A 14,076-nucleotide genomic window follows, 5' to 3' on the forward strand; every position below is an offset into this window, starting at 1 on the left:
CTCTCCTTGCAGATAATAGACATTGGTTGTGTAGTTTAGTATACTATAAAAAGAAAACTCCCGCCTGTCCACCGACGATTTCGGACAAATGGCGGATAACCGACGATTTAAAAAAAATGTCGGAAAAGGAGAATAGTCATATGGATATCAGAATAGAAAAAACAGAAAAAGCAATTCGAAATGCATTTCTGGAACTACGCGCGGCGAAACCGCTGGAAAAAATCACCGTAAGGGAGCTGTGCAGTCTGGCATGCATTAACAAGTCAACATTTTACAGTCATTATGAGGATATTTATGCATTGTCACAGACACTTGAATCCGAGACGATCACGGCTGTTCTGACCAATATTTCCAGACAGCAGGAGGCACCATTTAAAGATCCGGATGTGTTTACGAGAAATCTGTATATCGCGCTGGTATCCAATCATTCGCTGATCAATATTCTGTTTTCCGGTACAGAAAAAAGCCATCTGGGAGACTGTCTGGAGGCGGAATTGAAGCGTCTGATCAAAGAAAATTTTCCAGAATACCAAAATGATCCGGAAAAAGATATTATGCTGTCGTTCTGCATTCAGGGATGCTTCCATGCATATCTGAACAATCAGGATAAGGAGCTGGATATGCTGATCCGCGTCAGCGAAGTGATCGTGCAGAAACTGGCACCTTTGTACATCAAAGAATAAACAAATTGAAAGAAGAATCATAAATGAAAAAACTGGTTATTGGAATGCTGGCACATGTATGAGCCGACAGACGGTAACAACCTATCAAAATCTTATAAAATAGGACCTTTTTCCATGTCGGTAATTCATCAGATGATGGGCTGTCGTAAGCCTCCATCAAAGCTGTCCGTTTCATCTTTTTATCTGCCCATGCGTAGATTTCAGTTGTTGAAATGCCAGAATGACCCAGTAAATCTCTGATATAAACAAGAAATACGAAAAAGAAACAATCGTCCTGTTCAACGAGGGCGAGGACACAGCACACATCCAGACCTACAATGTCGGATTGAGAACCAGACTGGCGGTATTCTCCAAGAAGTATCCTAATCTCTGCCGACTGGACAAGACCTATGAGCAGGGTGGCATGTCCTATGTTCTGGACAAGTCCTGATTGTCTATCCGTCTGCAAACGCTATGCAGCGAAAAACGCAGACGAAAAGCAAGTACATATGGTTGAAAATTCCTATTTATTAATATAAACCATTGTAAAATGGTAACGGATAATCGTTTTCGTAATCTTTGCATAATGCGATAAATTTCTTTGCCGAAGCTGTTAAAAACTTATCTTTATGATAAATTATATGGAAATTTCGGCTGAAACTCAACCCCTCTGCTTTGACAGTACAAATCAAGCCTTGTTGCAGAGCCGGAAGAATCATTCGATGCGATAATACAGCAATTCCTAATCCATTGATTGTAGCATTGACAAGTGCCGTTGTGCTCATTGCTTCCCATACTGGGGTAATGTGGATGCCAGCCTGTTCAACCACACGGTTAAACACCTCTCGTGTGCCACTGCCTTTTTCTCGCAAGAGAAATCGTTGTCTTTGAAAATCTTCTATGGATATAACTTGCCCCTGTGTCCAGCCCTTATCCGTACCGCATATAACACTCAGATGATCTTCCATGTAGGCTTCCGAAACGATATTTGGATTATGTGCAATGCCTTCGATCAACGCACAATCCAATTCATTTGCCAAAATTTTTTGTTCCAGACGTTCTGATTGCTCAACGGTAACTCTGACATCAAGTCCTGGGCAAAGTTCAGAGAATGCCTTTACATAGTTAGGTAAAAACTGCGAGCCGATGGTGATGCTTGCACCAATACGGAGGACTCCTTTAGAATCCCAATCACGCAACCCTGTTTCCATATCTGAAAACAAGTCGGATATATGTATCGCATATTGAAGAAAATGCTGCCCTGCATCGGTGATTTGCAGTCGTCTGCCGATTCTGTCAAACAGGTGTACTCCGTAATATTGCTCCAATTCCTTAATGGCAAGGCTGACTGCTGGCTGTGTCATGTGTAAAACTTTCGCTGCTTTGGTGGAATTATATCCGTTTTCGCATACGGTACGAAATATTATCATGTGTCGTATCGTCATAACAATCTCCTTATATAAAAATACTTATACTTTCTGTAAAATTATATTATTTCCGCTATCAGAAATCAAGCGGTATAATGTTAGTAAATATAGAAAGGACGGCATTTTTAGAAGTGAATAGTTTGCAAAAATACAAAAAATTGTTTTTCTCTACTTTTAAACTGAGTGCTTGCACTTTTGGCGGTGGATTTGTAATCATTCCGTTGATGCGAAAGAAATTTGTGGAGGAACTTGGTTGGATTGAAGAAGATGAGATGATGGATCTGACCGCAATCGCACAGTCTTCTCCGGGCGCAATAGCAGTTAATGCTTCCATTTTGGTAGGTTATCATGTGGCGGGGTTCTCCGGTGCAATGCTCACGGTATTGGGAACTATATTGCCGCCATTGATAATTATTTCTATTATTTCCATGTCTTATCAGGCATTTCGAGATAATGCCATTGTAAATATGGCAATGGCAGGAATGCTCTGCGGAGTGGCGGCAGTAATCTGTGATGTTGTGATCAATATGGCAAAAACCATTTTTCAGAAAAAACGACTACTGCCTGTTATTGTTATGTTTGGTTCTTTTGTAGCCGTTCGCTTTTTCTCTGTGAATATCATAGCCATTATTCTTGTCTGTGGCGTGATCGGGGCAGCGGATACGTGGCATCAAGGAAAAATGCGGAAAGTAGGTGATAAACGGTGATATACCTTGAATTGTTCTGGAGCTTCTTTCAGATTGGATTATTCAGCATTGGTGGTGGATATGCTGCCATGCCTTTGATTCAGAATCAAGTGGTGGATATTTACCCGTGGCTGACAATGACACAATTTGCGGATATTATGACCATCGCTGAAATGACACCCGGCCCCATAGCCATCAACTCAGCAACATTTGTTGGTATCCAAGTCGCAGGTTTTCCTGGTGCTGTCATCGCAACGGTTGGCTGTGTGTTTCCATCCTGTGTTATTGTAATGACCCTTGCCTATATCTATTATCGTTTCCGTGGATTGAATATGGTGCAGGGCATTCTTGCCGGACTTCGCCCTGCTGTCATCGCAATGATCGCATCAGCGGGTATCTCACTGTTGATTATGGCACTCTACGGACAGAGAACGCTTCCGAATGATTTGGCATCGTTGGATTTGATTGCTGCGATTATTTTTGTTATTGGCATTTTTGTTTTAAAAAAGTGGAAACCAAATCCGCTTTGGGTTATGGCAGGTTCGGGATTTGCAGGAATCATCCTGTATTCACTCGTATAAGAGAGGAGGCGCAGTTATGAAATACACGATAAAGGCAGGAGCCCTTTATAAAAATGAATCTCAGCTTGCCTTAGCAAGAATAGAAAGTGCGTTGCTCGGTCCGCAAAGAAAGATTCTCAGCATCGCAGGTGAGCTGCTTTTGACGGCGGACACCCGTTATCTCGATGAATCAAAAGCAAGTTCCGGTGATGTAAGAAATCGGGAATATTTAGTGACCGACAACGAAAATCAGGTAGTCGGTTCTGCTCGCCCCGGATATGCAGATGGTAATGATCCCGATGTGGCAGGATGGCCAATTTGCAGAATGCCAAGAGTTGACCATGCCAATATTGTTGTGAACGGCGAGGAATATCTTTTGACTATGCACAATTGCCAGAATTATTCTCTGTTAAACACCCACAATTCAGAGGTTCTTCGTATTATGCACAAGGGCATTGCAGGAGGATGGATTGTGGAAGATATTTGCGGTTTCGTTCCGGAAATTATTTGCGGTATATTTATCTTTTGCAGATATATAGAACAAGAAAATGAATTTCTGATTGTGTAGCAAAGGTAAGTATTTGATTGAAAATTTATTTGGCACAGAGGGATGGAGCATTGCTTGGTATGGTGTAATTATTGTCGTTGGTATGGTTTTAGGTGTAACACCTACAATTTACCTATATTGAACCGAGTGCAACAGAATCTCGACCAACGCCTCCTTTTGTGGTATAATTCGATATTATGCCATCGCGAAGGGAGGCGTTTTTATGGGCGAACAGAAGCCTGAAAAAACGAAAAAACATATATGTGCTGGTTTGTTGGCCCATGTCGATTCCGGAAAGACAACTTTATCGGAAGGGCTTCTGTATCTGTGCGGCGAGATCCGAAAAATCGGGCGAGTGGATCACGGAGATGCTTTTCTGGATACGTATGAACTGGAAAAAGAAAGAGGAATCACGATTTTTTCCAAGCAGGCACTGCTGAAAACAGACGATATGGAAGTGTCACTTCTTGATACTCCGGGACATGTTGATTTCTCGGCGGAGATGGAGCGTACGCTGCAGGTGCTTGATTATGCGATCCTTGTGATCAATGGAATGGATGGAGTACAGAGCCATACGATGACATTGTGGCGGCTTCTGGAAAGATACCAGATTCCGACATTTTTATTTGTAAATAAAATGGATCAGCAGGGGACGGATCACGATGCACTCCTCGCAGATCTGAAAAATCATCTGCATGAAAACTGTGTGGATTTCGGAAAGACAGAAGGCGCAGAGGAGGGATTTTCATCGGAGCAGATGGAAAACATCGCAGTCTGTGATGAGAAGCTTCTGGAAAAATATCTGGAAACCGGCGAAGTGACTGTAGCGGAGAGTGCGGCACTCATCGCACAGAGAACAGTTTTTCCGTGTTTTTTTGGTTCCGCACTGAAAATGGAAGGCGTGGAAGAATTTCTGAACGGATTTCGCACGTATACGAAAGAACCGAAGCGCCGGGAAACTTTTGGTGCAAAAGTTTTCAAGATTGCCCGGGATGAGCAGGGAAACCGTCTTACGTATATGAAGATCACCGGCGGAAGCCTGAAGGTAAAGACATTGCTCTCATCGGAAGGTGTGGGGCAAAGTCTGCCGGGTAGAAAAGTGGAAGAATCTTCGTGGGAAGAAAAAGTGGATCAGATCCGTCTGTATTCCGGGGCAAAATATGAGACAACGCAGGAAGCAGAGGCTGGTCTTGTCTGTGCGGTGACAGGTCTCACAAAAACTTATCCGGGTGAGGGACTTGGAGTAGAAAGTGAATCAGAACTCCCTGTACTGGAACCGGTTCTCAACTATCAGATCATCCTTCCGGATGAATGTGATCCACATCAGATGCTGCAGAAGCTGAGAATGCTCGAGGAGGAAGAACCGCAGCTTCATCTCCTGTGGGACAGTCAGCTTGGAGAAATCCATGCACAACTGATGGGAGAAGTACAGATAGAGATTCTGAAAAAAATGATCTGGGACCGTTTTCATGTGGCAGTGGAATTCGGAGCCGGAAGTATTGTTTATAAAGAGACGATTGCAGAACCGGTTGTGGGCGTGGGACATTTTGAACCGCTTCGTCATTATGCAGAAGTGCATCTTTTGATAGAACCGGGAGAGCCGGGCAGTGGATGTCAGTTTTTTACAGCATGCAGTGAAGATATACTGGCGCGTAACTGGCAGAGACTGATTCTTACACACCTTGAAGAAAAAGAACATATCGGTGTTCTGACCGGCTCACCGATTACGGACGTGCAGATCACGCTTCTGACAGGAAGGGCACATGCCAAACATACAGAGGGCGGCGATTTCCGTCAGGCGACATACCGTGCAGTACGCCAGGGACTGCGGAAGGCAAAAAGTATTTTGCTGGAGCCGTATTATGAATTCCGACTGGAAGTACCGGCGGAAATGATCGGCCGTGCAATGACCGATGTACAGAAGATGCAGGGAACATTCGAATCACCGGAGACGGATGGTGAAGTGGCAATTCTGAAAGGCACAGCAGCCGTTTCACAGATGCGGGATTATCAGAAAGAAGTGATCGCATACACACATGGAACAGGCAAACTTTTCTGTAATCTAAAAGGTTATGCGCCGTGCAGAAATCAGGATGAGATTGTACTGAATACGGGCTATGACCCGGAGGCCGATCTGGAGAATCCGACCGGTTCTGTTTTCTGTGCACACGGGGCTGGATTTGTTGTGCCATGGGATCAGGTGGAAGACTATATGCATCTGCAGAGTAGTGTGGATATGGATGCACTGGACAGTGAGAACTGGTATGAAGATGTGGAAAATGAGGATGCAGGATTTTCGCAGGTGGATAACCCGGCGCAGACCAGAAGAAATGGTGGAAAATCCGGCAAAAAATCCGAGAGTTTTTCCTATAGCGGCAGCTATGCAGAGGAGGAAGAACTGCAGGCGATTTTTGAACGTACTTTCGGACCGGTGAAACGTGACCGTGGTGCTTTTCAGAAAAAGACCGTTCATGCATCTGTATCGACGACACACTATAAAGCCGGCAAGCCGCGTAAAGAAGAATACCTGCTGGTTGATGGTTACAATATCATCTTTTCATGGGAAGAATTAAATGAGCTTGCAAAAGAAAATATTCATGCGGCATGTGATAAGCTGATGGATATTCTGAGCAATTATCAGGGATATCGAAAATGTACACTGATTCTTGTACTGGATGCTTACAAGGTGGAAGGACACAGGGAAGAAGTCATCCCATATCATAATATTTATGTGGTTTATACGAAGGAAGCCGAGACAGCCGATCAGTATATCGAAAAAACTGTCCATAAAATCGGACGACAGTATCAGGTGACGGTGGCAACTTCGGATGGCCTGGAGCAAGTCATAATCATGGGCCAGGGTGCACACAGAATCTCAGCGCAGGGACTGAAAAAAGAAATCGAAGATACGGAAAAGGCTGCACGTGCAGAATGGCATCAGCGCCGACAGAGCAGCAAAACCTATCTTTTTGATCATATGTCAGAGGAGATGCAGAAGCAGATGGAGAAAATCCGTCTGGGAGAAAAAGAATGATTTATTTATATGAAAGAAATAAGACAGGAATTTGCGTCAATCGTGTATTCGGATATGACGGGATTGTTGAGATTCCGGATACACTGAACGGATTTCCGGTGACAGAACTTGGCGCCTATATTTTTTCAGATCATATAGATGTGTCAGAATTAAATAAAAAGAAAGAAACAGGTACTTACTGCACGGAAAACGGGACAGAAGAAACACCGGCAGATGATATGCCACAGGCAGCAGGCAATCAGGTGGAGGAAATCTGCCTTCCGCGCTTCCTGCGTAAAATTGGCAGATATGCGTTTTATAATTGTTTTAAGCTTCGCCGTCTGAAATTCTGCGGCGAAATGAAAGATCTTGGTGCCGGTGCGCTGACAGGATGCCATAAGATGGAACAGATTATAGTGGAAACAGATGAAAACGGGCAGTCTGCACTACGTGATTTCCTTACGGAATTGCCGGAGACACTGCGCGTAGATATGAAAACAGATGGGGAACTGGGGCGTTTCTGGTTCCCGGAATTTTTTGAGGAAGGTGTTGAAAATACACCGGCAAGAATCCTCGAAAATCATGTTCATGGAAGTGGCATCCGTTATCGGAACAGTTTTGTGAACAAAAAGCTTCACACACTGGAATATGATAAACTGTTTCCGTATGCCGTTGCATGGGAACAGGAACGTATCGTGCTGAATCTTGCACTTGACCGGATCTTATATCCAATGAGTATGACCGGGGAGGCACGCGAAAAATATCTTATCTATATCAAAGAACACAGTCAGCAGGCGGTCGCGCTTCTGGGAGAAAAGAAAGAATACGAAGCCATGCAGAATATATTAAAAGAAATTGCTCCTGACAGGGAGACGACAGAAAAGATGCTGGAGACGGCACAGAGTTCCGGTGATTCCAGATGGGTAAGTATTCTGATGAATGAACTCGGCAAGCATGGCAGGAAACAGAGAAAGGCATTTGAACTGTGAAAAAAGAGTACAGGGACAAGTTTGGAAATTTTGTTCATGAGGAAAGAAAAAAAGAAGAAGAGACACTGGCAATCTGCGAAGATATCCTGAAAAATTCCAGAAACGAAATGGCGGTTGCGATGCGGTTTCTGCAAAGTGCATTTGGTGCGCTGAAACCGATCATTTCCGGTGAGACAGGTGCGATGGGAACTGACGGAAAACTTCTGTATGCAGCCCCGGGATGGCTGATAGAGATTTTTATGAAAGACCGGGTGCGCCTTAATCATATGTATCTTCATGAGGTGTTGCATTGTCTGTTCTGCCATCTTTGGAGCAGGAAAGAACGTGATCAGAGGATATGGGATCTTGCAGCGGATATTGCAGTAGAAAACATCATGGATGACCTCTATGAAAAGGCTGTTTACATTCGCCCGAACAGTCTGCGAAGAGAAAAGTACCGGCAGTGGAAAGAACAACAGAATGTTCTGACAGCAGAGGCACTTTATTATCTTCTGACATCATGTGAGGAAGATGAAATCGTCCATCTGGAGCAGGAATTTCGGATGGATGACCATCATTTCTGGTATACACCGCAGAATAAGAGCGGGATGGCAAGCCGCCAGAAAGAATGGGAAGATATGCGTCGTAAGATGCAGACAGAAATCGAGCTTTTTTCGAAAGAGGCGGCAGGGGATTCACCGGGACTGGTCGAACATCTGCAGGCCGAAAACCGGAAACGCTATGATTATAAAGAATTTCTGAGGAAGTTTTCGGTGCTGAAAGAGGAGATGCAGGTAGATATGGATTCCTTTGATCCGATTTATTACCATCTCGGTACAGAGCTTTACGGAAATATGCCGTTGATCGAACCGCTGGAAACGAAGGAAATGAAAAAAATCGAAGACTTTGTGATCGTGCTGGATACTTCGATGTCCTGTAATGGCAGTCTGATCCACAGGTTTCTCGAGGAGACTTACAGTGTTTTGTCAGAGTCGGAGAGTTTTTTCCGGAAGATACAGGTACACATCATCCAGTGTGACGAAAAGATACAGGATGATCAGGTAATCCATAATGAGAAAGAGATGGAGGCATATCTGTCTGATTTTACGATCCGTGGATTCGGCGGGACAGATTTTCGACCGGCATTTTCTTATGTAGATAAACTTCTGAATATGGGAGCTTTTCAGAGATTGCGCGGGCTTTTGTATTTTACGGATGGTTACGGAACATTTCCGGCAAAGATGCCACCGTATGATACCGCGTTTATTTTTATGAAAGATGATTACCGGGATGTGGATGTGCCGCCATGGGCGATTAAACTGATTCTGGATACACAGGCACTGGAAAGAGAGAGGACAGCTGAGCATGATGAATATTAAACAGGCAAAACAGGAAATTGTAGATACGGTGCAGGCGTATCTTTTGAAAAACGAATACGGGGAATACGTGATACCGAGGGTTCATCAGAGACCGGTACTTCTTCTGGGTGCACCGGGAATCGGAAAGACGCAGATCATGGAACAGGCGGCAAGAGAGTGTAAAGTCGCGCTTGTGGCTTATACGATTACGCACCATACGAGACAGAGCGCGATCGGACTTCCTTTTATTTCAAAGAAGGAATATGGTGGAAAAGAGTATTCTGCGACAGAGTATACGATGAGTGAGATCGTAGCGAGTATTTACGACCGTATGCGCGAGACAGGACTTACCGAGGGAATCCTGTTTATCGATGAGATCAACTGCGTTTCGGAGACCCTGGCACCGGCAATGCTTCAGTTTCTGCAGTGCAAAACTTTCGGAAACCATGAGATTCCGGAAGGCTGGGTGATCGTGGCGGCAGGAAACCCGCCGGAATATAACAAATCAGTGCGTGATTTTGATGTCGTGACGCTCGACCGTGTAAAGAAGATCATGGTGGAGCCGGATTACCGGATCTGGAAAGAATATGCTTACAAAGAAAATATCCATCCGGCGATTCTGGCTTATCTGGAACTTCGCAGTAACTGCTTTTATCAGATGGAAACGACGATTGACGGCAAACAGTTTGCAACACCACGTGGCTGGGAAGATCTGTCGCGCATGATGGAAGTTTATGAACGGCTGAATAAAAATATCACGAAAGAAGTGGTGGGGCAGTATATCCAGCATGATCGGATTTCTGTAGAATTTGCTGAATATTACGAATTATATCAAAAATACCAACAGGATTACCTGATTGCAGAGATCCTGAAAGGAAAACCATCCGAGGCAATGGTGAAGAAAGTTTCGCATGCACCGTTTGATGAGCGAGTCAGTGTTGTCAATCTGCTGTTCTCCGGGGTACGTCAGGCTGTTCGTGAAGTGGTTTTGCAGGAAGAAGTTCTGGAAAAAGTATTTGAGATACTGAAATTGTTGAAAGAGCCACAGGAAGGTGGAAAGCTTTTGGAACGTTTGGGAGACTATGTGGATAATCTTCGAATGGAGCGGGAGCAGAAACAGAAAGAAGGTCTTCTTGAGAGAAGGGAAGACCGTACGATCCGAAAGGCACTTGATCTTTTGGAAAATTACAGACTACTTCTGAAAAAAGAGAGTGGAGAGAGCTGGGAAGAGGCTTTCGATATTTTGAGATCCGCTTTTGGAGAAATACGCGGAGAATGGGAAGAAGCGTGGGATCAGGCAGCGGCATCTCTGGAATACGCATTTGATTTTATGGAGGCGGCTTTTTATAACACTCAGGAAATGGTTATTTTTGTATCCGGGATCAATACAGACTATTCCTGTGTACGTTTCCTTGAAACATACGAGTGTGAGCGCTACATCCGTTACAACAAAGATCTGTTGTTTGAGGATGCAGGAGCGCAGATACGAAAACGGATCGAAGAACTGTAAAATAATCTGAGACAGAAATCACAGGTTTTGTGCAGTTAGATTATGAGAGGGATAAAATACATGAAAAAACAAAACAAATTTATGACGTTTATACTGTCCATGATACTGGCATTGACCCTTGTTTTACCGGGAAATGCTGTTACTGCGAAGGCAGACGGGCAGGGCGATATGGCTGTTCATTTTATTGATGTGGGCCAGGGACTGGCGATCCTTGTACAGTCGGGAGGAGAAAATCTTCTTTATGATGGTGGAAACAGATCTCATGCAGATGAAGTGGTACAGTATCTGAAAAATCAGCAGGTGGAAACCATCAATTACATGATCTCATCTCATTACGATGAAGATCATCTGGGCGGTCTTGTGAAATGTCTGGATACTTTTGAAGTGGAGCATGTACTGGGATCTGATTATGTGCATACGTCAGATTTATTCAATACGTTTATGAATACGGCGACAGCACATGCGATCATTGTAGAATATCCGTCGGTTGGTGACACTTATGAGTTTGGAACCGGAAGTTTTACAGTGATGGCACCGGATGGAATTTCTCAGAACAGTAACGATAACTCCGTGGTTATCCGGCTGGTAAACGGAAACAACAGCTTTATGTTTATGGGAGATGCGGAAGAGACGAGTGAACAGGATATGATCAGTACGGGAATGAATCTGGACTGTGACGTATTAAGCCTCGGACACCACGGTTCGGCATCCTCAACATCGTGGGATCTTCTGGAAGCAACTTCACCGTCATGGGCAGTGATAAGCTGCGGACTGAACAATACCTACGGTCATCCGGCAGCGGAGACCATGGGAAAACTTTCTGATATGGATATTCCAGTCTTTCGTACAGACGATCAGGGAACGGTCATCGCTCTTTCAGACGGAAATACGATAAGCTGGACTCAGGAACCGTGTAACGATTATACATCGGGAAGCGAAAAACAGAGTACAGACAGTTCTGCGGATCAGAGTGAGCAGTATACAAATGATGCAGCCGCAACGGAATCCTATGCGGCAGAAACCGATACTTCTGACACGCAGGGACGCATGGTCTGGATCTCCGCAACCGGAAGCAAATATCACAGCATCCCGGATTGTGGAAATATGAATCCGAACAAAGCTACGCAGGAGACAGAATCACAGGCACTTTCACAGGGGTATGAAGCATGCAAAAAATGCTGGTGATTCAGAAAGTCCTGTAAAAATTCTGGATGAACTGGATAAACTGCCTTACGTGCGGTTTCAGGATACGGTTTTTGCTGTAAACAATATAAAATGTTCTTTTATGAGCAGATTCTTCTAATGGAAAGAGAAGGATCTGCTTTGTTTTTTGCAGATCGATCGCAGAGCGGGCAGAAAGAATGGAAATACCCAGACCGTTGACGATGGATTTTTTGATACCTTCGAGATCGTTCATGCGGGCAATGACATTGAGGTCACTGGGAGTAATACCGATCCGTTCGAGAAAAAGATCCATTTCTTTCTTAGTGCCGGAGCCTTTTTCACGGATAATGATCGGATCTTTGATAAAATCTTCGAAAGACACAGTTTTGTTCTGTAAGCTGAGATAATGATTGGTGATCGGTGTGGCAATGACCAGTTTATCCTGACAGAATGGAAGAAAGACACAGGTCTCATCGCGAGTATTTTGTCCGACCAGAGCGAGATCTACCGTTCCGTCAAGGACACGGTTGATGGATTCGGCGCTGTCTGCCTGAATCGAATGAAAATAGATATCCGGATGCGTTTTGCCGAAGGCTGCCAGAATTTCAGGCAGCAGATAAGAAGACGGGATAGTTGAAGCTGAGAGATCAATCATGTGTTTCTGCACACCGGTGAAATTTTCCAGAAGATTGTTACGGATTTCCAGCATACGGACAGCACTGTCATAAAGCTGATATCCTCTGGTCGTGATAGTTGTTTTTTTCGTAGTGCGCAGGATCAGCCTGGTATGCAGTTCTTCCTCAAGGGAACGCACATGTGCACTGATCGTAGGCTGTGTGAGATAAAGCTTGCGGGCTGCTTCCGAAAAGCTTCCATAATCAACAACAGCAACAAAAGCTTCCAATTGTTTAAATTCCATGATGTAATCTCCTGAATAAAATATGATGCAAATATTATAAAGTATGAGGTGTTCCAGTGATTTCTGCAAGTGCATGCAGTGCCTGATCTACGTCATGCCGCGTATTTTCCGGGCCAAAGGAAAAACGAATCGTTCCTTCCGGGTAGGTGCCAAGTGTTTTGTGGGCACTCGGGGCGCAGTGGAGTCCGACGCGTGTCATTATCCCATAAGTACTGTCCAGCTCATATGCTGCCCGTGCCATATCAAGCTGCAGCGTCTGAATGGAGACAACGGCGCACCGGTCGCTGGTATCTTTTTTTCCGATCACGCGAAGCTGCATTTCAGATGGGTCCATCGCAAAGATCCCATCGATAAAATATCTGGTCAGATCCAGTTCGTGCTGAAACATTTCTTCTATAGATATATGCTCCAGATCGGAAAGTGCAGCGTGCAGACCCAGAATTCCCGGGATATTCGGTGTGCCGGGTTCGAATCGGTCAGGAAGAAAAGCAGGAACTTCTTCTGTGTGGGAAATACTTCCGGTGCCGCCGCTGATCAGAGGTTCGATCTGCGCCGCCAGTTCATTTGTGATCAGGAAACCACCGATTCCCTGTGGGCCGCGTAAACCTTTATGGCCGGTAAATGCAAGTGCATCCAGATGTAGAGCGTCCATATCAATGGGAATGGTTCCGGCTGTCTGGGCAGTATCGAGAATAAACAGTAAATGATGTTTTTGACAAAAGTCACTCAGTTTCTGAATCGGCATCATCGTTCCGCAGACATTGGAGGCATGCAGACATACCAGGAGCCGTGTTTGGGGACGAAGAAGTGATTCAGCCTTGTCTATAAGAAGTGATCCGTCTTTCCGGCAGGGGATGCGGTCAAAAGTCACTCCGTTCCCGGCAAGCTGCACGAGGGGGCGCATAATGGCATTGTGCTCCATGGAGGAGACGAGTACGTGATCACCGGGTTTTAGTAATCCTTTGAGGAGGATGTTCAGGCTCGTGGTGATATTCGGAGTAAAGATCACGTTTTTGCCTTTTCCAGAAGTGAAATGAAAAAGTCGGAGAAGCTGTTCTCTTGTCTCAAAAATCTGCTCTTCCACAGAATAAGCGGCCTGATAACCACCGCGGTTTACGTTCACGGCAGAACCGCTCAGATAATTGTATACTGCCCGGGCAACAGAGGGCGCTTTGGGATAAGAAGTACTTGCCTGATCCAGATATATTTTTTTCATAAAAATCCACCTCACAATGTCAGAGTTAAATTGATTTATAAAAATT

The 14,076-nt window shown here is 44.6% G+C and carries 12 protein-coding genes; 9 read left to right on the forward strand and 3 right to left on the reverse strand.

Features of this window, described 5'->3' with window-relative positions; genetic code table 11:
* Window positions 1–140: 140 nt before the first annotated feature.
* A complete protein-coding gene (locus DWW86_RS11410) occupies window positions 141–683 on the forward strand; it encodes a TetR/AcrR family transcriptional regulator (protein ID WP_072523024.1) in 543 nt (180 codons plus the stop codon).
* A 509-nt stretch (window positions 684–1,192) separates the two neighbouring features.
* On the opposite strand, the gene DWW86_RS11425 is transcribed toward DWW86_RS11410, so the two are convergent.
* The gene (locus DWW86_RS11425; RefSeq protein ID WP_286187706.1) at window positions 1,193–2,107 is read right to left on the reverse strand and encodes a LysR family transcriptional regulator; all 915 of its coding nucleotides are present in this window, start codon (window positions 2,105–2,107) and stop codon (window positions 1,193–1,195) included.
* A 77-nt stretch (window positions 2,108–2,184) separates the two neighbouring features.
* On the opposite strand from DWW86_RS11425, the gene DWW86_RS11430 reads away from it, so the two are divergent.
* The 8 genes from DWW86_RS11430 to DWW86_RS11470 all read left to right on the forward strand — a co-directional run bounded on the left by DWW86_RS11430 (window position 2,185) and on the right by DWW86_RS11470 (window position 11,916).
* Window positions 2,185–2,796 carry a chromate transporter gene (locus DWW86_RS11430; protein ID WP_117943208.1) on the forward strand — a complete coding sequence of 204 codons (612 nt, stop codon included), beginning with the start codon at window positions 2,185–2,187 and terminating at the stop codon, window positions 2,794–2,796.
* Window positions 2,793–3,356 carry a chromate transporter gene (locus DWW86_RS11435; protein WP_117943210.1) on the forward strand — a complete coding sequence of 188 codons (564 nt, stop codon included), beginning with the start codon at window positions 2,793–2,795 and terminating at the stop codon, window positions 3,354–3,356. The genes DWW86_RS11430 and DWW86_RS11435 overlap by 4 nt, the downstream gene beginning before the upstream one ends.
* Before the next feature lie 16 nt (window positions 3,357–3,372).
* The gene (locus DWW86_RS17380) at window positions 3,373–3,903 is read left to right on the forward strand and encodes a hypothetical protein (RefSeq protein ID WP_286187707.1); all 531 of its coding nucleotides are present in this window, start codon (window positions 3,373–3,375) and stop codon (window positions 3,901–3,903) included.
* A gap of 202 nt (window positions 3,904–4,105) precedes the next feature.
* Entirely contained in the window at window positions 4,106–6,916 is a 2,811-nt protein-coding gene (locus DWW86_RS11450) for a translation factor GTPase family protein (protein WP_117943212.1), read from the forward strand.
* Window positions 6,913–7,884 (forward strand): leucine-rich repeat protein, encoded by a 972-nt coding sequence (locus DWW86_RS11455; protein ID WP_117943214.1) that lies wholly within the window; start codon window positions 6,913–6,915, stop codon window positions 7,882–7,884. Before DWW86_RS11450 ends, DWW86_RS11455 begins: the two co-directional genes overlap by 4 nt.
* Entirely contained in the window at window positions 7,881–9,242 is a 1,362-nt protein-coding gene (locus DWW86_RS11460; protein ID WP_117943216.1) for a vWA domain-containing protein, read from the forward strand. Before DWW86_RS11455 ends, DWW86_RS11460 begins: the two co-directional genes overlap by 4 nt.
* Window positions 9,232–10,731, forward strand: a complete 1,500-nt coding sequence (locus DWW86_RS11465) for an ATP-binding protein (protein WP_117943274.1) — start codon at window positions 9,232–9,234, stop codon at window positions 10,729–10,731. The genes DWW86_RS11460 and DWW86_RS11465 overlap by 11 nt, the downstream gene beginning before the upstream one ends.
* Before the next feature lie 60 nt (window positions 10,732–10,791).
* A complete protein-coding gene (locus DWW86_RS11470; protein ID WP_072523028.1) occupies window positions 10,792–11,916 on the forward strand; it encodes a ComEC/Rec2 family competence protein in 1,125 nt (374 codons plus the stop codon).
* 1 nt (window position 11,917) lies between these two features.
* Here the strand turns inward: DWW86_RS11470 and DWW86_RS11475 are convergent, their stop codons facing one another.
* Both DWW86_RS11475 and DWW86_RS11480 read right to left on the reverse strand, forming a co-directional pair.
* Window positions 11,918–12,814, reverse strand: a complete 897-nt coding sequence (locus DWW86_RS11475) for a selenium metabolism-associated LysR family transcriptional regulator (RefSeq protein ID WP_117943218.1) — start codon at window positions 12,812–12,814, stop codon at window positions 11,918–11,920.
* A 34-nt stretch (window positions 12,815–12,848) separates the two neighbouring features.
* Window positions 12,849–14,030, reverse strand: coding sequence for an aminotransferase class V-fold PLP-dependent enzyme (locus DWW86_RS11480; protein ID WP_117943220.1), 1,182 nt, complete (start codon window positions 14,028–14,030; stop codon window positions 12,849–12,851).
* Window positions 14,031–14,076 lie beyond the last annotated feature (46 nt).

Source organism: Ruminococcus sp. AF17-22AC, from assembly GCF_003460065.1.
GTDB lineage: Bacteria > Bacillota > Clostridia > Lachnospirales > Lachnospiraceae > Blautia_A.

Bases quoted from the DNA above. Each gene is read 5' to 3' on its own strand.
- DWW86_RS11455 (WP_117943214.1), top strand. From the start codon at position 6,913: ATGATTTATTTATATGAAAGAAATAAGACAGGAATTTGCGTCAATCGT.
- DWW86_RS11430 (WP_117943208.1), top strand. From the start codon at position 2,185: ATGTTAGTAAATATAGAAAGGACGGCATTTTTAGAAGTGAATAGTTTG.
- DWW86_RS11465 (WP_117943274.1), top strand. From the start codon at position 9,232: ATGAATATTAAACAGGCAAAACAGGAAATTGTAGATACGGTGCAGGCG.
- DWW86_RS11470 (WP_072523028.1), top strand. From the start codon at position 10,792: ATGAAAAAACAAAACAAATTTATGACGTTTATACTGTCCATGATACTG.
- DWW86_RS11425 (WP_286187706.1), bottom strand. From the start codon at position 2,107: ATGACGATACGACACATGATAATATTTCGTACCGTATGCGAAAACGGA.
- DWW86_RS11410 (WP_072523024.1), top strand. From the start codon at position 141: ATGGATATCAGAATAGAAAAAACAGAAAAAGCAATTCGAAATGCATTT.
- DWW86_RS11480 (WP_117943220.1), bottom strand. From the start codon at position 14,030: ATGAAAAAAATATATCTGGATCAGGCAAGTACTTCTTATCCCAAAGCG.
- DWW86_RS11475 (WP_117943218.1), bottom strand. From the start codon at position 12,814: ATGGAATTTAAACAATTGGAAGCTTTTGTTGCTGTTGTTGATTATGGA.
- DWW86_RS11450 (WP_117943212.1), top strand. From the start codon at position 4,106: ATGGGCGAACAGAAGCCTGAAAAAACGAAAAAACATATATGTGCTGGT.
- DWW86_RS17380 (WP_286187707.1), top strand. From the start codon at position 3,373: ATGAAATACACGATAAAGGCAGGAGCCCTTTATAAAAATGAATCTCAG.